Genomic DNA, 23,969 nt, shown 5'->3' with positions numbered 1-23,969 from the left:
GCAAATTACTGGCACTACAGGAGACGAGCATGCACCCCAGCGCTCATGTGGACACATTCGTTCTGGATAATCTCCCGGCTGCGGAACTTCTACCGGATATCATCAACCTTGAAGAACTCGGTTACCCGGAACAGCTGAACGCGACCACCGAGCTGGTGGACGCCCATCTGGCAAACGGCAGAGGCGACCGCATCGCCTTGCAGGCGCCGGGCGTGCGCTGGACCTATCGCGATCTTGCCGCGATGATCAACAAGATCGCCAATGTGCTGACCGACAAGCTTGGCATGAAACCCGGCAATCGCGTGATGATTCGCTCGGGCAATAACCCGACCAAGATTGCGCTCTATATGGCGATCATCAAGGCAGGCGGTGTCGTGGTCGCGACCATGCCGCTTTTGCGCGCCCGCGAGCTGGTCCAGATCATCGACAAGGCCGAAATCAGCATTGCCTTTTGCGATCATGCTCTGATCGGCGAAATGCAAAATGCTGTGGCGCAGACAGGTTTCGTCAAAACATTGGTGACATGGGAAGGCAATGCAGACGGAGAGCTTGGCGCATTGCTGGCCGATGCATCCAGCGATTTCGAGGCGGTCGCGACACGCGGCGATGATCCTTGCCTGCTCGGTTTTACATCCGGCACCACTGGCCTGCCGAAGGCGACCATCCATTTCCACCGCGACCTGCTGATCGTTTGTGACTGCTATGCGCATCACATTCTGGACGCGACTGAAGACGACATCTTCATTGGCTCGCCGCCACTGGCTTTCACTTTCGGTCTTGGCGGGCTGGTCCTGTTTCCGTTCCGAATTGGCGCTTCCACAGTGCTTCCGGCAAAGACCGCGCCGCATGATCTGGCGCTCGCCATCGGCGAATATAAGCCGACTGTCTGTTTCACCGCGCCGACCGCTTACCGCGCCGTGCTTTCAAAGATCGATCAATATGATCTTTCCTCGCTGCGCAAATGTGTTTCAGCCGGTGAGGCCCTCCCGCTCCCCACTTTCGAAGCGTGGAAACGCGCCACCGGGCTTTCGCTGGCGGACGGCATCGGTGCCACGGAAATGCTGCATATCTTCATCTCCGCGCCGGAAAAGGATATTCGCCCCGGCGCGACTGGCAAGCCAATCCCCGGCTATGAAGCGCGCGTGATCGATGACAACGGGCAGGAATGCGCGCCCGGCACGCCCGGACGCCTTGCCGTTCGCGGGCCGCTCGGCTGCAAATATCTGGCCGACCCGCGCCAGACCAAATATGTCGAGAACGGCTGGAACATTACCGGCGATACCTATGTCATGGATGAGGACGGTTATTTCTGGTATCAGGCCCGCAATGACGACATGATCGTTTCCGCCGGATACAACATTGCCGGACCGGAGGTCGAGGCCAGCCTGCTCGCGCATCCGGCCGTGGCGGAATGCGGCGTGGTGGCAGCGCCCGATGACGAACGGGGCTGCATCGTAAAAGCCTATGTGGTGCTGAACGAGGGCTATAATGGCGACCAGAACTTGCAGGAAACTCTGCAAAGCCATGTCAAAAGCGAACTCGCGCCTTATAAATATCCGCGCGTGATATGCTGGGTTTCCAGCCTGCCCAAGACGGAATCCGGAAAATTGCAGCGATCCGCCCTGCGTGCGCAGGCGGCTAGCGAAGCCCGCGCCTGACGCGGCTTGCGCATGGATATGCAGGAGAATTCAGTGCTTCACGACTTCGATACCGCCTATGACAATATGAAAGCTATCAGCGATTCCGCCAGCTATCCGCCGCGCTGGACGGAACTGGCCTCCAGCTTTCGCGAAAAAATGCGCGATCAGGGCCGTTTGATACCCGACATTGCCTATGGCGACGGCGCACGCAACCACTACGATCTTTTCCTGCCGGACGGCTCGGCCAAGGGCACCGTTGTGTATGTCCATGGCGGCTATTGGAAGGGGTTGGATAAAAGTTTCTGGTCGCATCTGGCGCAAGGCGCGCTTGCGCGCGGTTATCGCGTGGCCATGCCAAGCTATACGCTCTGCCCCGAAACACGGATTTCCGGCATCACGCTGGAAATCGGTCGCTTCCTCGACCATCTGGCGCAGGAAGTGGACGGCGACATTGCCTTGACCGGCCATTCAGCCGGGGGGCATCTGGTCAGCCGCATGGCCTGCGAAAACGCGCCCATTGCCGCCGCAACGGCAGAACGGATCAGGCGTGTTCTTTCAATCAGCGGGCTGCATGATCTGCGCCCGCTGCTCAAGACCGCAATGAACGATATTTTCCATATGGATGCCGCAGAAGCTGTCGCGGAAAGCGCAGCTCTCCAGCGCCCGCGCACGGACATCGCCGTGCATTGCTGTGTCGGCGGCGACGAGCTGATGGAATTCAGGCGGCAAAATACGCTGCTGGCAAACATCTGGTACGGATTGGGGATCGAGACCAGCGCCTGGGAAATCGACAGCACGCATCATTGCAATGTGATCGATACGCTTTGCGATCCCGAAAGCCGCGCCGTCCAATTTCTCTGCCCCTAACACCAACCTGCGATCCGACGGTCAAACCGGCGGTGTTTTCAGAGATCTGGGCGGGAAGGTCGATGCGATTGTCGTTTCAGGCTCGCTTTTCACTGGCATCTTTCCGCAACCGATATTAACACCGATGAGAGCGCCTTGTTGCGCCTGATGCCAAAATGCATCCGGCGCATGACTGTTGCAACCATGATCGATGACGAGGGAATTCATGGAGGAACGCTTCTCAGGTACGGTTCTGGCTTCCGAGCATCAGGAGGAGAACCCCGCGCGTTCGCTGGGCGAGATCGGCCTGAACAGTTTTGCGCCCTACCTGATGAACCGCCTGATGGCGCGCTATAATGCAAACCTTGCGGAAGCGCTGAAAGGCCGCCAGATCACGACGGTCAAATTGCGCACGCTTGCCGTCTTGAGTGTCACCCCTTCGGCGACGATCAACGAGCTTGCGGTCTTTACCGTGACCGAACAATCAACGATGAGCCGCACGCTCGATTCGCTTGAAGAGCAGGGGTACATCCGCCGTCAGGCACGCGCAGAAGACATGCGCATCCGCGATATTTCGATGACCGAAGAAGGCCGCAACATCTTCAACGAAGCATGGCCGGTCATGTATGATCTGCTGTTGCAATTGTTTGAAGGCATCGATGAAGACGAGCATCGCGCCTTTGTCGGCACCTTGCAGAAAATGCTGCGCAATATCCGTAAAAACGAACTTTAAACCGGCCCGCTTCAAGAAAGCGAGCCGGAATTGTCAGACCATCAATCCGTCGAGCGTGACGGGATCAGCGCGGTTGCCACAGCTGCCAAAGCGGCAACGATAGCAAAGATATAGAAGTTCCACTGCGGGCCGACATTGAGGCTTGCGATCAAGCCGCCCAGAAGCGGGCCCGACAGCGCACCAATGCGCGAGAAGCTCAGCGCCCAGCCAGTTCCGGCGGAGCGAATCGAGGAATCGAGCCGCTGGGCCAGAAAGCCTGTCAGAACCAGCGATGCCGACACGGTGCCGAAACCGGCAATGGCCACAAACACATAATTCATCAGGAGCGAACCCTTGAAGGCAAGCGCCACAATGCCGAGCGCACCCAGCGCATAGGAACAGGCGACCGTGCGGCGCACACCGAAGCGATCCGCCCAAGTGCCAAGCACAATACCGCCGATTGCCGAGCTGAGACTGAAGACCGCGAGGAACAGCAGGCTGTTGCCGAGGTCGTAACCGTTCTTGCGCATGATCTGCGGCAGCCATTGTGCGAGGCCATAAACCAGCAGCAGACCCATGAAGAGCGCGATCCAAAAGCAGGCGGTTTCGAACGCCTTTTTCGGGGAGAAGATTTCACCGAACACCGTGCGCCAGCCAACCTTGCCATGCTTGCGGACAATCGCCGCCGGAACGCCAACGCCCATGCGTGCCGCCGTCTTGCGCGCCGCATCATGCTTGCCGCGCTGGACCAGCGATTCCACGCTTTCCGGCAGGAATGCGAGGAAGATCGGGACAAACAGCAGCGGGATGGCGCCGATCAGCACGATGGTGCGCCAGCCATGCGCTTCAAGAAAACCGCGACCGCACAAGGCTGCGGCAAGCAATCCCATTGAATAGCCCGAATACATGAGACCGTAGTTGAAGCTCTTCTTCTTGATCGGGGAATATTCCACTGTCAGCGCGGCTGCGACCGGAATAATCCCGCCAAGACCGATGCCCGAAATGAACCGGCTCAATCCGAAGATGAACGGGGACGGCGCCATGGCGCTGACGATCATGCACAGCGAAAACAGGGTGATGCAGGCGATGAACAGCGGTTTGCGTCCATGAAGCTCGCTCAACGTGCCAGCAAGAATGCCGCCGATCAGCATGCCGATCACCGTGTAACTGCCGATGGCACCAAGCTCTATCGGCGTCAGTTGCCAGACCGGATCGACCGACAAGGCGGGCAGAATGGCCCCGATGACACCGACATCATAGCCTTCCGCGAAAATCGCGAGCCAGCACAGGCCGACGACGAGCAGGCTTTTGCCTGCCGATATTTCCTTTCCGGCAACAGCCGGCGCGTCTATGCTCTGGGCTTGAGACATAGCTTTCCCCTTTTATTTTGAATTGGCGGGGCGCGCTCTTTGTCAGAGCGTCGCGATTGTCTTCAGCGCGCCATCGAGCGCGATGCCCTGTTCGTCCAGCAGGGCGGCTTGCCGCAGACGCCGGAGCCAGGCCGCGCCGTCGTCCCGCTCAGTCAGAACAGGCAAGGCGGATAGGACACGGTCAAATTTCGACAGGCCACGCGAATGCGTATCGGAGTAGCCCTTGACCAGACGACGGCAACTAAGAACCTCGACCGCGAGATCATAGTTCTTGGGCAAGACAGCCAGCGCCTGTGCCAGCCAGGCTTCACGATGTTCGACCTCACGCTGATGGCGCAGGCTGCCGCGCCGGAAACGACGCAGGCCCGAAACGACATAAAGCCCGGTGAACCAGAACAGCGTTCCCGTGTTTACCCGGCGACCCTTGCTGACACGCTTGTCGAGCCACGCGAAGAGTTTGGGGCGATTTTCAATCCATGCGCCGATGCCTTTCGGCAAGGTGCCGCACACTTCTTCCATGCGCGGGTGCATATATTCGGTCGTATAGGCGATCTGGTCCTTCTTGAGGCCGATTTCCTTGCGCACCCGCTCGAACCGCGAGCCGCGCACCTTGATATCCGCCACCCGGACCACATCGTCATAAGCCATGGCGACAGCGACATATTTTGCCGCCTGTTCGGTGAAGGCAAAACCATGCGCCGCACCGCCATTATCGCGATCGGCCTTGAGCAAGGCAGCGCAGCGGGTCAAATATTCATCCGCATAGGCCGGGTCCTGAAACTCGGTAAGTTTCTTGATGCCTGCGAAAAACATCGGATGGCATTCACCCGGAAACTCGCTGCGAATGCGCTGGATAAGCCTATCCAGCGCTGGATGATCGGACCGTTCGGGCAGAGGGTCGAGCCGCTTTGCGGGCGTTGCCGCCAGCTTGTCATTCGCGCCGCCAAGCGCGCGCTGATAGGCAGCTTCAAAAGCTCTGAGACTGGCCTCAATGCCTTTGCCGCCAGACTTGATCGTCGTTTCAAAAGCGGCTTTGTCGAAGGGCAAAGCGCCGGAAGCCGCAAGCGCGCCGAACAGAGCTGAAGACACCACGCTGCCGCTTTTCGTTGCCAGCGCTTCCATGTCAAAGGCGATGGTCTTGCGCGCGGCAAAGGCTGTTGCGTCCTCGACGACCACCGGATTGCCGATGCCATCGCCCGGCTTTTCCTTTTCGCCCACCGCAAAGGAGCGATGGGTGGAGGTGATGAGCAAGGTCTTGTCTGGCGTCACGAGACCGCGCAGAACCGAGCGCCCCGCTTCCATCAGTTCAGCCGCAATGACGATATCGACGTCGCCCGGCGTCGGCATCAGCGACAGGATCGGATGCGCCCCTTCGCGGGCCCGCAACAGTTCGAGATAATAGATCGTCGCACCGGTTCTTTGCGCCACGCCGGGCACGGAAGTTGTCTGCGCGACCCAGCCATTGGCTTCCGCAAGCGCGACAACCCAGTCGGCCAGAACGCCACCGCCCTGCCCGCCCATGGCGAGAATGGCAATTGACAGTGGTTTGTCCTGCGACAGAAGAGCGGACGGCGATGCATTCAGTGTGGCCATGACCTGTTCCTCAATCCGCAAAGACGATGCGCGACGCGCGGCGGCGCTTTTGCAGCCAGCCAATGACACCGGAGCGCAGGCGATGCATGAACTTGTCCCAACCCGTCGGATTGTGAATGACATCGGCGCGATAGAAGGACGGGCACAGAACCGCCGCTTCCGAAACTTCACCGCAGTTGCCGCAACCGACGCAGGAATTGTCGATGGCCGCGACCGGATCGTCCTTCAGCGGATCGTCGGTATGCTTCACCGAAAGCGACGGGCAACCCGACAGGCGGATACAGGCGTGATCGCCGGTGCAGACATCTTCATCGACGCCGAAACGCTGCTTGACCATCCGCTTGCCGTCCTTGACGGCCTTGGCGAATTGCGGCTTCACGCGGCGCTGCTTGTTGAGCATGCATTCCGACGACGCCACGATGATCTTTGGGCCTTTTTCTTCCGTCGTCAGCGCTTCCTTCAGCGTGTCGCGCATCTTGGCAACGTCATAGGTGTGGTCGATCTGGCGAACCCAGCCCGCACCAATTCCCTTGACTGCATCGACGATGGAATTGTTGGTCTTGCGGCGCGGATTGATCGCTCTGGAGGACATCACATCCTGACCGCCCGTCGCCGACGAATAGTAATTGTCGACCACAAGGATGACGCCATCCTGCTTGTTGAAAACGGCATTGCCGACTGAAGTGGCGAGACCGTTGTGCCAGAAACCGCCATCGCCCATCACCGAAATGGAGCGTTTGCCCGCAGGCACATTGAAAGCGGAAGCCGAGGCCGGGCCAAGGCCATAACCCATGGTCGTGCCACCGAGATTGAACGGCGGCAGAATGGAAAAGAGGTGGCAGCCGATATCGGCAGACACGTGATGCTCGCCCAGCTCCTTTTCCACCAGCTTCATGGCGGCGAAGATCGGGCGCTCCGGGCAACCGGTGCAGAAACCGGCGGGGCGCGGCGGCACCACTTCTGCCAGCGCCTTGACGCGCTCATCGGCCAGAACCGGCGATGGATCGGGCAGCGGCGGACGGTTGCCGAGCAATTGGGGCGCATGCGCATCGAAGAATGCCGTCAGACCCTTCAAAAGCACGGGCGTTGTGTATTCTCCGCCCAGCGGCAGCACATCCTTGCCGGTCAGTTTCGTCTGGATATCACGGCGGCGCAGCAGCGTATGCAGCGCCTGCTCTATATATTCAGGCGCGCCCTCCTCCAGCATCACCACGGCTTTCTTGCCGGCGACGAAGTCGATGACTTCATCGTCTATCATCGGATAGGCGACATTCATCACATAGAGCGGAACGCGGCTTTCGCCGTAAACATCGGCCAGCCCCATTTGCTGCAGGGCCCGCATGGCGCTGTTGTAAAGCCCACCTTGCAGGATGATGCCAACATCGCCCTCTTTCGGGCCGAAATATTCATTGAGACGATTGGCTTTGACAAACTCGACGGCTGCGGGCCAGCGCTTTTCGAGCTTTTCCTTCTCGTGCAGGAAAGATGCAGGCGGCAGGACGATGCGGTTCACATCGCGCCTTGGATTTTCCAGCGCTTCGGCCAGCGTGTGGGCGGGCCGCTTGTTATCCTTCGCCACAAACTGACCATGCACATGGCAGCTGCGAATGCCCACCTGCAACATGACCGGCGTGTTGGAGGCTTCCGACAGTTCGAAGCCTTTTTCAACGGCTTCCACGATCGAAGGCAGATTGGGCCGCGGCGTCAAAAGCCACATTTGCGATTTCATCGCATAGGCGTGGCTGCGCTCCTGCATGATGGAGGAGCCTTCGCCGTAATCCTCGCCGATGATGACCAGCGCGCCACCAGTCACCCCGCCAGAGGCAAGGTTGGACAGGGCGTCGGAGGCGACATTGGTGCCAGCCGTCGATTTCCACGTTACTGCGCCGCGCACCGGATACATCACGGAAGCGGAAAGCATGGCCGCAGCCGCAGCTTCCGATGCGGACGATTCGAAATGAACGCCGAGATCTTCCATCACGTCCTTCGCATCGGCGAGAACGTCCATCAAGTGCGAAATCGGCGAGCCCTGATAGCCGCCGACATAGGACACGCCTGACTGCAACAGCGCCTTGGTGATGGCGAGAATGCCCTCGCCACTGAAAATATCGCCTTCGCCGAGCTTCAGATCCTCGACCTCACGGGCGAATGAGCGCTCCGCCATGACAATTCCCCTTTTCCGTTCGCCGGAATATCAATTCATTTGCATCAGCATATTTTCCAATTCTAAACTGTGTCAATAGCGCTTTTCAGAACGATTATAATTATTGCATTTGCATATTTCTGTTTGGGCGCATTTTCTCGCCTCCCAAACGCGATGTGGGAAAGACTATGATTTTTTCGCTTGACGCGCCAGAACCCCTAATTATATTTTAAGCTTAAAATAATTAACCGGCTCCGTTCGGCAAATATCGGTCGGCAGCATATCGGAAAGGGAACTCAACATGCGTATCGTGTGTATTGGAGGAGGTCCGGCCGGCCTTTATTTCGGCCTTCTGATGAAAAAACTTCATCCGGAACATGACATTACGGTCGTGGAGCGGAACCGCCCTTACGACACGTTCGGCTGGGGCGTGGTGTTTTCCGACGCGACCATGGAATCCATGAAGGTCTGGGACCCGGAAAGTGCGGCTGAAATACAGGACGCCTTCAATCACTGGGACGATATCGAGGTTCTGTTCAAGGGCACGCGCCAGCGCACCAGTGGCCACGGCTTCGTCGGCATCGGGCGCAAGCGCCTGCTCAACATTCTTCAGCTGCGCTGCGAAGCGCTGGGCGTGAAGCTTCAGTTTGAAACCGACGTGGAAAGCGATCTCGATTTCCCGGACGCCGATCTCATCATCGCTTCGGACGGCCTGAACTCCCGCATTCGCAATCGCTATGAGGACGTGTTCGAACCCGATCTGATCGTTCGGCCCAATCGCTATATCTGGCTCGGTACGGAAAAGCTGTTCGACGCCTTTACCTTCGATTTCCGCAAGACCGATCACGGCTGGTTCCAGGCGCATATCTACAAGTTCGACGACAAGACCTCGACCTTCATCATCGAAACTACCGAGGAAGCCTATCTGGCGCATGGACTGGACCAGATGGACCAGACCGCATCCATCGATTTCTGCGAAAAGCTTTTTGCGGAAACGCTGGAAGGCGTACCGCTGATGACCAATGCGCGCCATATGCGCGGCTCGGCCTGGCTGAACTTCAACCGCCTGATTTGCGGAAAGTGGAGCCACTTCAACGGCAATTCCCATGTGGTGCTGATGGGTGATGCGGCCCATACCGCGCATTTCGCCATCGGCTCGGGCACCAAACTTGCCATCGACGACGCGATTGAACTGGCCAACCAGTTCCAGAAACTCGGTCACGGCAAGGAAGGCATTCCTGAAGTCCTGCATGCCTATGAGGAAATCCGCCGGGTCGATGTTGCACGCATTCAAAACGCCGCGCGCAACGCCATGGAATGGTTCGAGGTCGTCGGCCAACGTTATGCCGACACGCTGGAGCCGGAACAGTTCATGTATTCCATGCTGACGCGCTCGCAACGCATCAGCCACGAAAATCTGCGCCTGCGCGACAAGAACTGGCTGGAAGGCTATGAGCGCTGGTTCGCCCGCAAGCAGGGGCTGAACGTGACGGAAGACGAGCGTTGCCTGCCGCCGATGTTCACGCCCTACAAGCTGCGCGGCGTGACATTGCCAAACCGCATCGTCGTGTCGCCGATGGCCATGTATTCCGCGACCGATGGCCTGATCGACGATTTCCATATGGTGCATCTCGGCAGCCGCGCCATGGGCGGCGCGGGACTGGTCTTTGCCGAAATGACCTGCGTGTCGCCCGATGCGCGGATTACGCCGGGCTGTCTCGGCATCTGGAACGATGCGCAGGCCGAAGGCTGGAAGCGCGTTGTCGATTTCATCCATGGCAACAGCAATGCCAAGGTTGGCATGCAGATCGGCCATGCCGGACGTAAAGGCGCAACCAAGCTTGCCTGGGAAGGGATCGATCAGCCGCTGGAAGAGGGTTCATGGCCGCTTCTGTCTGCTTCCGCCCTGCCCTATCTCAAGCACAGCCAGACGCCGAAGGCGATGGACCGCGCCGACATGGACCGGGTCAAAGCGGATTTTGTCGCCGCCACCAAACGCGCCGCAGAAGCGGGCGTCGATTGGCTGGAGCTGCATTGTGCACACGGCTATCTTCTGTCGAGCTTCCTCTCGCCGCTCACCAACCGGCGCGAGGATGAATATGGCGGAAGTTACGAAAACCGCGCGCGCTATCCGCTGGAAGTCTTCCACGCAATCCGCGAAGTCTGGCCGCAGGACAAACCGATCTCGGTTCGTCTTTCCTGTCACGACTGGTTTGAAGGCGGCAACACGCCGGAAGATGCTGCGATCTTTGCCGACATGTTCAAGGCTGCTGGCGCCGATCTGATCGACTGTTCGTCAGGACAGGTCTGGAAGGAAGAAAAGCCGGTTTATGGCCGTCTGTTCCAGACCCCGTTCTCCGACAAGATCCGCAACGAAATCCACATTCCGACCATTGCCGTCGGTGCGATTTCGGAAGCCGATCATGCCAATTCGATCATCGCGGCTGGCCGCGCCGATCTCTGCGCCGTGGCCCGACCGCATCTTGCCGACCCGTCCTGGGCATTGCATGAAGCGGCAAAAATCGGCATCAACTCGATCGCATGGCCGAAGCAATATCGCTCCGCCAAATATCAGTATGAAGCCAATCTCGCCCGCGCCGCAGCTGCGCCGCAAGGTGCGAAGTAACGGGAGATTGCGATGAACGATGCCGCTGTTGGCCTTGCCCTTTCCGGCAAGCATGCGCTGGTCACCGGCGCCGGTAGCGGCATCGGCGCCGCTATCGCGGTCGGTCTTGCGCGCGCCGGGGCAAATGTGACCCTGGCGGGTCGCCGCCGCGAACCGCTGGAAGCATCCGCCGCCCTTCTGGACTGGCAACGGTGCTTTATTGCCGATGGGTTCGATGTGACCAACCGCGAAGCCATCGCAACCGGGCTGGACAGCGCGCGCGCCGCATTCGGGCCTGTCAGCATTCTTATCAACAATGCCGGAGAAGCACCGAGCGCGCCGTTTGAGAAAACCAGTCTCGACATGTGGAGCCGCGTTCTCGATGTCGATCTGACAGGCGTTTTCAATGTGACGCAGGCGACCCTCGATGACATCAAGGCGGGCGGCAAAGGCGGGCGCATCATCAATATCGCCTCCACGGCGGGCCTGAGCGGCTATGCTTATGTCTCGGCCTATTGCGCCGCAAAGCACGGGGTCGTGGGTCTGACCCGCGCGCTGGCGCTGGAACTCGCCCGCAAGGGCGTGACGGTCAACGCCGTTTGCCCCGGTTTTACCGATACGCCGATCATCTCACGCTCGATTGCGGCCATTGTCGCCAAGACCGGACGGTCGGAGGAAGATGTTCTGGCAGAATTCGTCAAGGCGAACCCGCAGGGACGCCTGATACAGCCAGAAGAGGTGGCTGAAACCGTGCTGTGGCTCACATCGCCCGGCGCGCAATCGATAACTGGACAGGCGATTGCAATCGCCGGTGGGGAGGTAATGGCAGGATGACCGACGGCACGACTTCGATGGCGAGCAATCTGAAGCCTTTCAAGGACTATCAGGCCACGCATTTTCTATGGCAAACAAGCGAAGACGGTCGCGTTGCCACGCTGACCCTGAACCGCCCGGACCGGAAAAACCCGCTGACATTTGAAAGCTATGCCGAGCTGCGCGATCTGTTTCGCAATCTCGTCTATGCCTCCGATGTGCGCACCATCGTGCTGACCGGCGCTGGCGGAAACTTTTCGTCGGGCGGCGATGTGTTCGAGATCATCGAACCGCTGACCCATATGACAATGCCCGATCTTCTGGCTTTCACGCGCATGACCGGCGATGTCGTCAAGGCCATGCGCAAATGTCCGCAGCAGATCATTGCCGCCGTTGATGGCATTTGCGCTGGCGCTGGTGCCATTCTGGCCATGGCCTCGGATTTGCGCATCGCCACGCCGGAAGCAAAGACGGCTTTCCTCTTCACCCGCGTCGGCCTTGCTGGCGCCGATATGGGCGCATGCGGCATTCTCCCGCGACTGATCGGTCAGGGCCGCGCATCGGAACTGCTTTATACCGGGCGCTTCATGAGCGCAGACGAAGGCGAACGCTGGGGCTTTTTCAACGCGCTGCACCCGCAGGGCGATCTTCTGGGCAAGGCCGAAGCGCTGGCGCGCAATATTGCCGACGGTCCATGGTTCGCGCATGGCATGACCAAAACCATGCTCAATCAGGAATGGGCCATGGGCATTGAAGAACTGGTGGAATCGGAAGCGCAGGCGCAGGCGATCTGCATGGCGACGCAGGATTTCCGCCGTGCCTTCGAGGCTTTCGCAGCCAAGCAGAAGCCCGTTTTCGAGGGGAACTGATGATGGAAAGTTCCGCAGCACTGCCGCTGACGCGGGAGCATCTCGACTGGCCGTTTTTTGACAAAGCTCATGCCGATTGGGCCGCAAAACTGGATGCCTTTGCTCAAAGCCCGGCGTTGGCCGATGTCGATCACAGCGACACGGACAATGCCTGCCGCGCTTTGGTGAAAGCGCTGGGCAAAGCCGGGCTGCTGGAAGCAGCCGTCAGCCTGACGGGCGGCGAAGGGATCGATTCCCGCAAACTTTGTATTGCCCGCGAGACACTGGCCTATCACGATGGTCTTGCCGATTTCGCCTTTGCCATGCAGGGCCTTGGCACCGGCGCGATCAGCCTCACCGCATCGGACGAGCTCAAGCAGGCCGTGCTACCGAAAGTGGCAAGCGGCGAATGGATTTCGGCCTTTGCCCTGTCGGAAAAACTGGCAGGGTCCGATGTGGCGGCGATGAGCTGCGCCGCTAAAGCCGACGGCGATGACTATGTGCTCGACGGTGAAAAGACCTGGATTTCCAATGGGGGCATCGCCGATGTCTACACCGTCTTTGCCCGCACCGGCGAAGCGCCCGGCACGCGGGGCATTTCGGCCTTTGTCGTGTTCGCCACCGATCCCGGCTTTTCCATCGCGGAGCGCATCGTTGTGATTGCGCCGCATCCGCTGGCGACGATCCGCTTCGACAACTGCCGTATCCCGGCCTCGCGCCGCCTCGGCGCGCCGGGCGAAGGCTTCAAGATCGCCATGCGCACGCTTGATATTTTCCGCGCATCGGTTGCGGCAGCAGCGCTTGGCTTTGCGCGTCGTGCAGCCAGCGAGGCGCTGTCCCATGCGCGGTCGCGTCCGATGTTCGGCGGCGCTTTGGCCGACTTGCAGCTGACGCAGGCCACGCTTGGCGACATGGCGACCGATATCGACGCCGCAGCACTTTTGACCTATCGCGCAGCATGGCGGCGCGACGTTCAGAAGCTGAACACCACCAAGGAAGCCGCCATGGCCAAGATGGTTGCGACGGAAAACGCCCAGCAAACCATCGACAAGGCCGTGCAGATGTTTGGCGGTCGCGGTGTGAAAAGCGGCGAAATCGTCGAGCGGCTTTATCGCGAGATACGCGCACTTCGCATCTATGAGGGCGCAACGGAAGTGCAGAAACTCATTATCGCGCGCGAACTGCTGAAGGCGAATTAACGCCTGCCCCCGCACGTATTTTCTGGAGACACAACATGCATAAGACACTGCAGCCGCAAGGCTGGGCCCGCCCCATCGGATATGCCAATGGCGTTGAAGCGCGTGGGCGCACCGTCTATATCGGCGGCCAGATCGGCTGGAACGAACAGCAACAGTTCGAGACCGACGATTTCGTCGAGCAGACCGAGCAGACATTGAAAAACATTGTCGCCATTCTGGCGGAAGCTGGCGGCAGGCCGGAGCATATCGCCTCCATGACCTGGTATTTCACCGACAAGGCTGAATATACCGCCAATCTGAAAGGCATCGGTCGCGCCTATCGTGATGTGATCGGCAAGCACTTCCCCGCCATGGCGGCGGTGCAGGTTGTCGCGCTGGTCGAAGACCGGGCCAAGATCGAAATACAGGCTTTTGCCGTTATACCGGACTGAGACCGCCATGACCGATAGAAGCGAATTCTCCGCCGCTGTGACAGGCACGGTTGTCGATGGCATTCTTGTCGTCACGGTCGATAACCCGCCGGTCAATGCCACCTCCGCCGAGGTGCGCAAAGGTTTTGCCGCAGCCATTCGCCATGCGTCAGAAGACGCGGCGATCCGCGCTACCGTGCTGAGCGGCGCTGGCAAGATCTTCATCGGCGGGGCGGATATTCGCGAATTCGGCAAGCCGCCGGTCGAACCGACATTGCCGGATGTCATCACGCTCATCGAAAGCGCTGACAAGCCCGTGGTGGCCGCAATCAACGGTCCCGCTTTGGGCGGCGGACTGGAGGTTGCACTTGCCGCTCACGCGCGGATCGCATCGACCAGCGCATCCTTTGCCCTGCCGGAGGTCAAGCTCGGGATCGTGCCCGGCGCTGGCGGCACGCAGCGCCTGCCCCGATTGATCGGACCGCTGGCAGCGCTCGACATGATCGCCACCGGACGCCAGATCGCCCCGGACGAAGCGCAGCAATTGGGCCTCATTGACCAGATATCGGTCGGCGACCTTGTGGCCGACGCCATCGCGCTCGCCAATGCGCTGATCGGCAAGCCGTTGCGTCGGACCGGCGATCTGTCGGTTACCGCGCCGGATGCTACAGCCTTTGAACAAGCCAAGGCCAAAATCCTGAAAAAGGCACGCGGCGCTACGGCTCCCGGCGAAGCCGCGCGGCTGGTGCAGCTTTCCACAACGGCCTCTATTGCCGAAGGTCTGGCCGAAGAACGCGCAACCTTCATCCGCCTGCGCGACAGCGAAGAGGCTGCCGCCTTGCGGCATCTGTTCTTTGCCGAACGCGCCGCTGGAAAAGTGGACGGCATGGAGGCAAAGCCTCGTGTTCTTTCCAGTATCGGCATCGCCGGAACCGGCCTGATGGGATCGGGCATCGCCGTCACCTGTCTTGCTGCTGGTTACAAGGTCATCGGCTATGAAACGACTGCGGAGGCAGCCGCCAAGGGCCATGCGCGGATCAGCGATATGATCCAGAAGGCTGTCGATACCGGCACGCTTTCCGCTGAGGCCGCTGACGCGCAACGCGCGAAGCTCTCCGTCAGCGCCGACATGTCCGCACTGGCCGATGCCGATCTCGTCATCGAAGCCGTCTTCGATGATTTCACCGTCAAGGCCTCGCTGTTCCGCGAGCTTGACGCGTTGCTGCCTGCGGCAACCATTCTGGCGACCAATACGAGCTATCTCAATCCGGATGAGCTGGCCGCCGTCACCAACCGCACCGACCAGGTGCTGGGGCTCCATTTCTTCTCGCCAGCCAATATCATGCGGCTTCTGGAAGTGGTGCGCTGCGCGGAAACGTCCGATGAGACGCTTGCAACCGGCATCGCTTTTGCCCGCAAGATCAAGAAGCTGCCCATCGTCACCGGTGTCTGCGAAGGCTTCATCGGCAACCGGATGTTTTCGGCCTATCGCACGGAAGCCGAGAAAATGCTGGCCGAAGGCGCCTATCCCGAAGATATCGATCGCGCCATGGAAGCCTATGGCTTTCCGATGGGGCTTTTCGCGGTTTACGACATGGCCGGGCTGGAAATTGCCTGGGCGCGGCGCAAGAGAGCGGCAGCAAGCCGCGACCCAAACCTTCCCTATTTCGATGTTGCCGACAAATTATGCGAAGCCGGGCGTTTTGGCCGCAAGGCTGGCCTCGGCTGGTATCGCTATGCGGATGGTGTTCGCACAAACGATCCGGACGTCCACGCATTGATCGATGATTACCGTGCGCGAAACGCCATTGTTCCGCGTAGTTTCAGCGATGAAGCGATCATGCAGCGTCTGCTCGCCGCCATGGCGCATGAAGGGCAAGCCCTGCTTGAAGAAGGCATTGCGCGCCATTCCGACGATATCGATCTGGTTCTGGTCAACGGCTATGGCTTCCCGTCGATCAAGGGCGGCCCCATGTTTGCAACAAGTGATCAGGCAAAATAAAAACCGGCAGGCGGGAGACGGCTTATTCGTCTTCCGCCCCGGAAAGATGGTTTCGCACCGACTTCTTCAGCGGATCGAGATCGGCCAGCAGGGTCTGGATGATATCGTGATCGACATCGGCCATCATTTCCCGCAACCAGCCTTCATGGGCTTTGGCCATCTGGCTGAACACCGAAATGCCCTGATCCGTCAGACGGGCCACCGTGACGCGACGATCGGCGCCCGGCGTCTCACGTTTCACCAGACCTTCGGTTTCCAGCCGTTCCACCAGACCGGTGACATTGCCATTGGTTACCATCGTGCGGCGTGACAGTTCCCCCAGCCGCAAGCCTTCCGGCTCGCGATAGAGCTGCGCCAGCAAATCGAATTGCGGCAGTGTCGCGCCGAATTCATTGCGCAGACGCCGCCGGATTTCCTGCGAGACCAGCTTGGTGGTGGACAGCATGCGCAGCCAGAGACGCAGTTCCGGCTTTTCGCTTTCATGATCGTCGCTGACTATGATCTCGAAATCCACCGACACGCCCATTTCCTTTATTCAAAGCACGCTGGTCAGGCTCAGGAATCGAGCCAAAATCCGTGCTCTAAGAATCGCGTTTGCCGGAAAATATTTCAAGCCTTAAATAAATTGTCCAAAAGCTCTGCGAATGACCGCGAAACGTCCTTTTCTCCGGGCAGAAAACGACCTCACTGCCAAATTATTTCTAAATGCATATATTTCTTGTTGTGGCGCCCCATTCCGGCGCCGCAAGGAAAGCCCGCTTAAAAAAGATTTCACGGCAATTTGTGATGTTTATCGGCGCATGAGAACCGCTTAAATACTTGCAAAGTCATATGATATTGCATAGCCTTCTCCTCAAGGCTCAAAGAAGCCATTGCACAAATCCGCAGCTCCACCCACACTGGGTCGAGAGCGGCAAAGACGAGGGAAACTATGAAAGAGACATCCGTTCTCACCGGACTTGCATCCGCATTGGTATCGCAATCGATCAAGGTCGTGGATATTACCGCGCCGCTCGGGCCCGATACGCCAGTGCTTTATCTGCCGCCGCAATTCGGCAAAAACACTCCGAATGTGAAGATCCACGAGATCAGCAAATACAATCAGGACGGTCCGTTCTGGGCGTGGAACTGGATCGAACTTGGCGAACATACGGGAACGCATTTTGATGCTCCCTGCCATTGGGTCACGGGCAAGGACCACGCGAACAACACGACCGACACCATCCCGCCGCAGAACTTCGTCGCGCCGGTCAATGTGATCGACCGCTCTGCGGAAGCAACGGCCAACCCGGATTATCTCCTGACGGTGGAAAGCATCCAGGAATGGGAAGCCGAGCATGGCGAGATTGAAGCGGGATCGTGGGTAATCCTGCGCACCGACTGGTACAAGCGCAACGGCTCCACCGAGACATTCCTGAATGCCGACGAGAATGGCCCGCATTCGCCCGGCCCGACTGCGGAAGCGATCCGCTATCTGCTCTCCAAGGGGATCATCGGCTGGGGTCAGGAAACCATCGGCACCGATGCCGGTTCGGCAGGCGGCATGACCCCGCCCTTCCCGGCGCATCACCTGCTGCATGAAGCCAATCGCTATGGCCTTGCAAGCCTCAGCAATCTCGACCAGCTGCCGGCAAAGGGTGCGATCCTGATAGCCGCGCCTTTGAAATTCGTCGCTGGTACGGGATCGCCCGTGCGCGCATTGGCGCTTGTTCAGGGCTAAAGCTTCCAGCAAGCAATGAATAAGAGAGCGGTTCCGATGTTTCGGTTGGAACCGCTCCAAAGCTTAAGAGCCTGAATCAAAAAGCAGCATGTGTGTGCGAAAATGGTGATTTTCGAGGACCGGAGCGGAGCGTACTTAAAGGTACGTGAGCACCGGAAGCCTCGCATAATCCCGAAAAGTTGCAGATTTTTCGGTTCAGATTATGCGAAAGCAAATCTCAAATTGCCATTTGCAGCCACACAGTACGACTTTTGGAACAGGCTCTAAGATTGCCGTTCCAGATAGGGCAGTTCACGCGGCCGGATCGTGCTGGCCAGCGTATTGATGCGCAGCATGGCGCGTTCGTGCGAGATTTGCAGATGATGCACCAGCGCGCGCTGTGCCCCCGCCAGATTGTCGGACTGTAGACACGTCACGATTTCAAGATGTTCCGGCAGAAACGGCTCGGACGCAAAAAGCCCCGATGTCCATTGATACAGGAAATGATGCGCGACGAGCAGCGTCTGTGGCAGCCGGACCGCCTCGAGCAAGGACGCGCTGTCGCAATGGCCGAGAAGCTCGACATGCAGTTCCTGTTCCAGCCGGTCCAGCGTTTCGCCCGCGACCAGCGGAGCGGTGACCGCTTCGTCCAGATTGCGGCGAACCCGCGCCAGAAATCCCTCGGGCAGACGCGGCAGCGCCTTTTCGAGCGCCAGCGGCTCCAGCACCCATCGCAGTTCGAACAGATCGTGGATGTGCTTGTCGGTGAGCGCCGGTGCGAACCAGCGCCCGCGCTCGTCCTTCTGGATGACGCCGCGCTGCTGTAACCGGGCCATGACGTCCTGCGCCACAGTACGGCTGACGCCATAATGCTTGGCCAAGGCCAGCGCGTTGACGCGCCAGTCGGCCAGCGATGTGCGGGCGAAAATCTCGCTTTCGATTTCGGTATAGATGAGCTGCCAGCTGGGCATGAACTGCATGCGGCTGTCGGCGCTTTTCCTGACAAGCGGGTCGCCGTTCGAACTGCCAGACTGGCGCGATCTGTTCGCCGCTTCTTCGGCAATGGCATAACCGCGCCCCTCCGCCTTGCGAATGAGGCCGCGCTGTTCCAGTTCCGCCAGCGCCTGCCGCGCCGGAACCCGGCTGATGCCGAACAATTCCGCGACCCAGCTTTCCGTCAGTCGCTTGGTCGTTGGAATGGCGCCATTGGCGATATCCGCCGCGAGACTGTCACGCGCGCGCTGGTAAAGTTTAGGTGCGATGTTACGCATCATGTCATTTTTCCTCCCCTGAATGCGTCCGGCTTCTTGTTATTTTGTCCGGTTTATCCCGATACCCACAGGCATGGTGCCTCCTATGTCGGGATCGATAAGCCCACATGCAACCCATTGAGTCCAATATGATTTGCGGACTGATGTTTATCCCCCTGAACGTCCCGTGGACGCGCCCATAAATGCCGGTTTTCCTCCCTAATATATCTCGGATTGCGTCTCCCAAAAAATTCGTATAGTGCATGCACAATACATTATGGCCGGAGGAGTTTCATAGTGCAACAGGCAGTTGACCAGGCGGCGTTCTCGCTCGCCTCACTTGAACGGTTCTGCCGCGAGGTTTTTTCCGCATGCGGTGCCAATGATGCAACCGCTGACGCGGCGACGCGCGCGATGATGCACGGCACGCGCTACGGCGTGGATAGCCACGGCGTCCGCCTGCTCGCGCATTATGTGACCGCTCTCGTGGGCGGTCGCGTCAACAAGACGCCCAATCTCAAGGCAGTGCGCAGTTTCGGCGCCATTGAAACGCTCGACGCCGACGATGCCCATGGCGCGCTGGCAGCTTATACCGCCATGGATTGCGCCATCGCACTCTCCGATCAGTTCGGCATCGGCGCTGTTGCCATTCGCAACAGCTCGCATTTCGCTGCCGCCGGAGCCTATGCGCTGGAAGCGGCGCGACAGGGCCGCATTGGTATCGCCGTCTGCAATTCCGACAGTTTCGTGCGCCTTCATGATGGTGCAATGCGGTTCCACGGCACCAACCCGATTTCGGTCGGCGTACCCACCACCGACGAAAATCCGTGGCTTCTGGATATGGCCACAAGCTCGATCCCCTATAACCGCGTGCTGCTCTATCGCAGCCTCGGTGTTGAGCTGCCGCAGGGCACCGCCTCCGATCTCAACGGTGTGGATACGCGCGATGCGGAAGCGGTTGAAATGCTGGCGCCCCTTGGCGGCGAATTCGGCTTCAAGGGCGCAGCATTGGCCGGTTTTGCGGAAATTCTCAGTGCCGTTCTGACCGGCATGAAACTCAGCTTCGATATTGCCCCTATGGGCGGCCCCGATTTCTCCACGCCGCGCGGCATGGGGGCTTTCGTTCTGGCGATCAAGCCGGAAGCCTTTATCGAACGCGATGTCTTCGATGCGGGCATGACCCGTTATCTCGAAACATTGCGCAATTCACCAGCCCGCGAAGGCTGCACCGTCATGGCTCCCGGCGACCGCGAATGGCGCGTTGCCGAAGAGCGCGAAAAAAGCGGTGTAACCATCGATCCGGTGACATGGCAGTCATTCGGTGAAATGGCTGAAAAATACGGCGTGACCTTGCCCGCCTGACCCAGCCGGTCATAAGCGCAAAACCAAACCGTCAGGGCGGTTACAGCACTGCAAACGCTCTGACCATCATTCGAACTGCGAAGACGTATCCCGGGAGGATATTGGGAATGAACACATCAAACAAGGCGCCATTCGGCGCCAGCCGCTTCCGGTATTTCATACTTTTCATGTGCTTTATCGGCATCGCGATCAACTATCTCGATCGCGCCAATATGAGCGTGGCGCTGCCCTTCATCGATTCCGAATTGGGCCTCAACCTGACCAACACGCAGAAGGGCCTCATCCTTGGTGCCTTCTTCTGGGCCTATGACGGCATGATGCTGTTTGCAGGCTGGATCACCGACAAGCTGGGCGCGCGCAAGAGCTTTTCGCTCGCCGCCGTCTGGTGGTCGGTCTTCACCGCCGTCACGCCGCTTGCCAACAGCTTCTGGACCTTCTTCACCGTCCGTTTCTTCCTCGGCGCGGGTGAAGCCCCTGCCTATCCGGCAGCGACCAAGGCGGCTTCGCGCTGGTTCCCGAGAAGCGAACGCGCTTTCGCAACCGCTGTGATCGATTCCGGTTCGCGCGTCGGCACGGTTCTCGCCCTGCCGATCGTGACCTCGATCATCGCTTTTGCGACCTGGCATTATTCCTTCGTCATTCTGGGTGCTGTCGGTATCGTGTGGGCGTTCTTCTGGTACGTCACCTATCGCGATCCTTCTGAACATCCGCGCGCCAATGATCTGGAGCGCCAGTACATCATCCAGAACGGTGCCCGCACCGATGATAATGACAGCGCAGAAGCACAGAAGATCCGTTGGGCCGATCTGTTCCGCTATCGCACCGTCTGGGGCATGATGCTCGGCTTCTTCTGCCTGAACTTCGTCATCTACTTCTTCCTGACCTGGTTCCCGACCTATCTGAAGACCGCACGCGGCCTGAACCTCGCTGAACTTGGCCTCTATGGCATGATCCCCGGCCTTGCCGCCGTCGTCACTGCCTGGATCGCCGGCCTTCTGGCCGACCGCGCCATCCGCAACGGCGCCAATGTCACCACGGTTCGCAAGATCGTCATGGTGGGCGGCATGCTGGGCGGTGCCGCCATTCTTCCGGCAGCGCTGGTTGAATCGCTGTATGCAGCTTTGTTCTTCCTGGCGATTTCCTATAGCAGCCTTGCCATTGCAGCGACCGCGATCTGGTCCCTGCCAGCCGACGTTGCACCAAGCTCGCGCCATGTGGCTTCCATCGGCGGCATCCAGAACTTTGCTTCGAACATCGCGGGCATCATCAGCCCGTTCCTGTTCGGCTTCCTGCTGGATCAGTTCAACGGCAGCTATACGCCGTCCTTCCTGATGGCCGCCATCATGGCCGTTGTCGGTGCATGCTCCTATGCATTCATCGTCGGTCGTGCAGAGCCTCTACCGATCCTTCCTCCCCGCTCGTAAGATCATCAGCGAGCGCTGACTGAAAAAGCCCTCATCCGGGTCATCCGGGTGGGGGCTTTTCTATTTGATAATCACGAACGCAGCGCCGAGGCCGGGCTCATGCGCAGTGTGAGAAGTGCCGGAACCAGAGACACGATGGCTGCAACGAGAATAAAGCCACCAGCGCCGTAAAGGTCATCCACTGAAAATTCGACAGGCATTCTCACAGCCGTTGCCGCCGTCAGCCATGCTGTGATGACATGCGCGGCAGCGTAGCCGATAGAGAGGCCCAGCAGGATGCCGAGCACCAGCAGGAAGAACAGCTCACCCCAGACAATCGCCATCACCGCACTGACCGGCGCACCAAATGCCCGCAAGGCACCAATCTGGCGCTTGCGCGCACCGATATGCATGACCGCAACCAGTAGCAGCGCGAAAACGACAATCACCTGCGTGCCGATGGCAATTCCGAGCAAAAGTTTGCGCGCATCGCCCAGCGTGTAATAGAGCCGCGTCAGCACTTCCGCCGGAAAGATCGACAATGTGGTATCGGACCTATATTCCTGCCGAAGGCGATAGGCATCGGCAATCGTCTTCGGCTTGACCAGAACCGCCGGAATGCCGGGACTGCTGGCATCGAACTGTTCATCGAGCGGCGCATCGACATCGATCCGGGCATCGTGATCATGGGTATCGTTCGGCCCGATCACCGCGAGCGAGCCTTGCGCGTTCTTCACAGCCGCATCTTCGTGGTCGTCATAATGACCGCCCATGCCGTGCAATTGCCACACCGCACGAATGGGAACGAGGATCGCGCGATCCCACGCGGTTCCCGTCGGAGCCATCTTTCCGCTGACGTGATAGCTCAATTCCGCATGGGCGTGACCGCCCGTTTCCACCGTGCCGTGCATCGGATTAACCCGACCGCCGATCGGCAAATCCACCGCAGACCCGATAACCGCCTCACCCAGCCGGGCAAAAATAGCGCCTTCCGCCAGTACGGGCGACAGGGCTGCAATCAATTGCGTCGTTGTCCCGACAATGGGAAAGCCCATCGCGCTATCGCCAAAGCCAATCGGCGCAGCGAAAGCGACACGCGGATCAGCAGTAAGCTTGCCAAGCATCGCGCCCGACATCAGCGGCAAGGGCGATGGTTGCAGGAACACCGATGACAAGGTCAGCTGGGTGTCGCTTCCAGCCGCCCCCACGACCAGATCGAATTTCTCCGACGCGCGCGCCGTGCCGAGACGCACAGCCCGCTCCTGCAATGTCACCACCGTGCTCAGGGCAACGGACAGCGCCAGCAGGATAATCACCGCAATGGCTCCGCTCCAGAACCGGCGCAGATCGGCAAGGATGAAAGCGATCATGTCGTGCCCTGCCCCGCAGCGTCTTTCGTTATGCGGCCACCCTCCAGAAAAATCTGCCGCCGCAGGCGCTTCATCAATTGCGGATCATGCGTGACGGCAATCAGCGTCGCCCCCTGGGCGCTCGCGAGCTGCACCAGAAGTTCTGCGATTTCCGCGCCGGTCTTCTGATCGAGACTGGCGGTCGGCTCGTCGGCAATGATGACCCGCGGCGCGGGAAACAGCGCACGTGCAATGGCGACACGCTGCATCTCGCCACGGGAAAGCGTTTCGATATGCTGGTCGGGCCGTTTAATGCCAACTGTTTCCAGAAGCTCCAGCGCCCGTTCGCGCCGCACCGGCTTGACTACCCGGCTCAGTTTCGCGGGCAGCAGGACATTGGCAATGGCCGACAAGCCCGGAAAGAGATGAAAATCCTGCATGACGAGCCCGATATTGCGAGCCCGGAACGCGTCACGCTGAAAAGCCGACAGGCTGCAGAATGCCGCGCCGTCCCACATCACCTTCCCCGTTTTGACGGCCTCAAGCCCGGTGATCGCGTTGATCAGCGTGCTTTTGCCAGACCCCGACGCGCCTGCGATTGAAAGATGCTCGCCTTGCGGCAAATGGAAATTCTCAATGGCAAGCGCTGGCTCACGGAGGCCGGGAAAACGCACTTCCAGCGCGGAAATATCCAGCGAAAGGCCGGAACCATGGTCAGTCGGCAT

At 59.3% G+C, this 23,969-nt stretch carries 19 protein-coding genes; 12 read left to right on the top strand and 7 right to left on the bottom strand.

All coding sequences use genetic code 11. From position 1 onward, the window contains the following. The first annotated feature begins 29 nt into the window (after positions 1-29). From HWD97_RS02025 to HWD97_RS02015, 3 genes are all read left to right on the top strand, one after another. The gene (locus tag HWD97_RS02025; RefSeq protein ID WP_109366843.1) at positions 30-1,658 is read left to right on the top strand and encodes a benzoate-CoA ligase family protein; all 1,629 of its coding nucleotides are present in this window, start codon (positions 30-32) and stop codon (positions 1,656-1,658) included. A 33-nt stretch (positions 1,659-1,691) separates the two neighbouring features. Next, the gene (locus HWD97_RS02020) at positions 1,692-2,507 is read left to right on the top strand and encodes an alpha/beta hydrolase (RefSeq protein WP_109366842.1); all 816 of its coding nucleotides are present in this window, start codon (positions 1,692-1,694) and stop codon (positions 2,505-2,507) included. A gap of 205 nt (positions 2,508-2,712) precedes the next feature. After that, positions 2,713-3,219 (top strand): MarR family winged helix-turn-helix transcriptional regulator, encoded by a 507-nt coding sequence (locus HWD97_RS02015; RefSeq protein ID WP_010659191.1) that lies wholly within the window; start codon positions 2,713-2,715, stop codon positions 3,217-3,219. Between the two features lie 41 nt (positions 3,220-3,260). Here HWD97_RS02015 and HWD97_RS02010 read toward each other — a convergent pair whose 3' ends face one another. The 3 genes from HWD97_RS02010 to HWD97_RS02000 are packed head-to-tail and all read right to left on the bottom strand — an operon-like array spanning position 3,261 to position 8,325. Continuing rightward, positions 3,261-4,568 carry an MFS transporter gene (locus HWD97_RS02010; protein ID WP_109366840.1) on the bottom strand — a complete coding sequence of 436 codons (1,308 nt, stop codon included), beginning with the start codon at positions 4,566-4,568 and terminating at the stop codon, positions 3,261-3,263. 42 nt (positions 4,569-4,610) lie between these two features. Beyond that, positions 4,611-6,161, bottom strand: a complete 1,551-nt coding sequence (locus HWD97_RS02005; RefSeq protein WP_371834625.1) for an indolepyruvate oxidoreductase subunit beta family protein — start codon at positions 6,159-6,161, stop codon at positions 4,611-4,613. A gap of 10 nt (positions 6,162-6,171) precedes the next feature. After that, positions 6,172-8,325, bottom strand: a complete 2,154-nt coding sequence (locus HWD97_RS02000) for an indolepyruvate ferredoxin oxidoreductase subunit alpha (RefSeq protein ID WP_109366838.1) — start codon at positions 8,323-8,325, stop codon at positions 6,172-6,174. Between the two features lie 280 nt (positions 8,326-8,605). Here HWD97_RS02000 and HWD97_RS01995 point away from each other — a divergent pair, with 280 nt between their 5' ends. The 6 genes from HWD97_RS01995 to HWD97_RS01970 are packed head-to-tail and all read left to right on the top strand — an operon-like array spanning position 8,606 to position 16,181. Continuing rightward, a complete protein-coding gene (locus tag HWD97_RS01995; protein WP_109366837.1) occupies positions 8,606-10,930 on the top strand; it encodes a bifunctional salicylyl-CoA 5-hydroxylase/oxidoreductase in 2,325 nt (774 codons plus the stop codon). A 12-nt stretch (positions 10,931-10,942) separates the two neighbouring features. Beyond that, a complete protein-coding gene (locus HWD97_RS01990; RefSeq protein ID WP_109366836.1) occupies positions 10,943-11,743 on the top strand; it encodes an SDR family NAD(P)-dependent oxidoreductase in 801 nt (266 codons plus the stop codon). Beyond that, positions 11,740-12,591 (top strand): enoyl-CoA hydratase family protein, encoded by an 852-nt coding sequence (locus HWD97_RS01985; RefSeq protein ID WP_109366835.1) that lies wholly within the window; start codon positions 11,740-11,742, stop codon positions 12,589-12,591. Before HWD97_RS01990 ends, HWD97_RS01985 begins: the two co-directional genes overlap by 4 nt. 2 nt (positions 12,592-12,593) lie before the next feature. After that, entirely contained in the window at positions 12,594-13,769 is a 1,176-nt protein-coding gene (locus tag HWD97_RS01980; RefSeq protein WP_371834677.1) for an acyl-CoA dehydrogenase family protein, read from the top strand. Between the two features lie 35 nt (positions 13,770-13,804). Further along, entirely contained in the window at positions 13,805-14,200 is a 396-nt protein-coding gene (locus HWD97_RS01975; protein ID WP_010659199.1) for a RidA family protein, read from the top strand. Between the two features lie 7 nt (positions 14,201-14,207). Further along, a complete protein-coding gene (locus HWD97_RS01970; protein ID WP_121538420.1) occupies positions 14,208-16,181 on the top strand; it encodes a 3-hydroxyacyl-CoA dehydrogenase NAD-binding domain-containing protein in 1,974 nt (657 codons plus the stop codon). A 22-nt stretch (positions 16,182-16,203) separates the two neighbouring features. Here the strand turns inward: HWD97_RS01970 and HWD97_RS01965 are convergent, their stop codons facing one another. Continuing rightward, a complete protein-coding gene (locus HWD97_RS01965) occupies positions 16,204-16,707 on the bottom strand; it encodes a MarR family winged helix-turn-helix transcriptional regulator (protein ID WP_371830821.1) in 504 nt (167 codons plus the stop codon). A 405-nt stretch (positions 16,708-17,112) separates the two neighbouring features. Here HWD97_RS01965 and HWD97_RS01960 point away from each other — a divergent pair, with 405 nt between their 5' ends. Next, complete coding sequence (locus HWD97_RS01960; RefSeq protein ID WP_121538418.1) at positions 17,113-17,901, top strand: cyclase family protein; 789 nt, start codon at positions 17,113-17,115, stop codon at positions 17,899-17,901. A 263-nt stretch (positions 17,902-18,164) separates the two neighbouring features. On the opposite strand, the gene HWD97_RS01955 is transcribed toward HWD97_RS01960, so the two are convergent. After that, positions 18,165-19,154 carry a GntR family transcriptional regulator gene (locus tag HWD97_RS01955; RefSeq protein WP_109366831.1) on the bottom strand — a complete coding sequence of 330 codons (990 nt, stop codon included), beginning with the start codon at positions 19,152-19,154 and terminating at the stop codon, positions 18,165-18,167. A 273-nt stretch (positions 19,155-19,427) separates the two neighbouring features. On the opposite strand from HWD97_RS01955, the gene HWD97_RS01950 reads away from it, so the two are divergent. Next, positions 19,428-20,492, top strand: coding sequence for an Ldh family oxidoreductase (locus HWD97_RS01950; RefSeq protein WP_121538416.1), 1,065 nt, complete (start codon positions 19,428-19,430; stop codon positions 20,490-20,492). A gap of 107 nt (positions 20,493-20,599) precedes the next feature. Then, entirely contained in the window at positions 20,600-21,916 is a 1,317-nt protein-coding gene (locus tag HWD97_RS01945; protein WP_109366829.1) for an MFS transporter, read from the top strand. Between the two features lie 71 nt (positions 21,917-21,987). Here HWD97_RS01945 and HWD97_RS01940 read toward each other — a convergent pair whose 3' ends face one another. Both HWD97_RS01940 and HWD97_RS01935 read right to left on the bottom strand, forming a co-directional pair. Further along, the gene (locus HWD97_RS01940) at positions 21,988-23,265 is read right to left on the bottom strand and encodes an FtsX-like permease family protein (RefSeq protein ID WP_371834624.1); all 1,278 of its coding nucleotides are present in this window, start codon (positions 23,263-23,265) and stop codon (positions 21,988-21,990) included. Then, positions 23,262-23,969 carry an ABC transporter ATP-binding protein gene (locus tag HWD97_RS01935; RefSeq protein WP_109366827.1) on the bottom strand — a complete coding sequence of 236 codons (708 nt, stop codon included), beginning with the start codon at positions 23,967-23,969 and terminating at the stop codon, positions 23,262-23,264. Before HWD97_RS01935 ends, HWD97_RS01940 begins: the two co-directional genes overlap by 4 nt.

The organism is Ochrobactrum sp. C6C9 (genome assembly GCF_022627935.1).
Lineage (GTDB): Bacteria > Pseudomonadota > Alphaproteobacteria > Rhizobiales > Rhizobiaceae > Brucella > Brucella teleogrylli.
The sequence above is the reverse complement of the archived record's forward strand: the minus strand, read 5'-3'. Positions and strand labels throughout refer to the sequence as shown.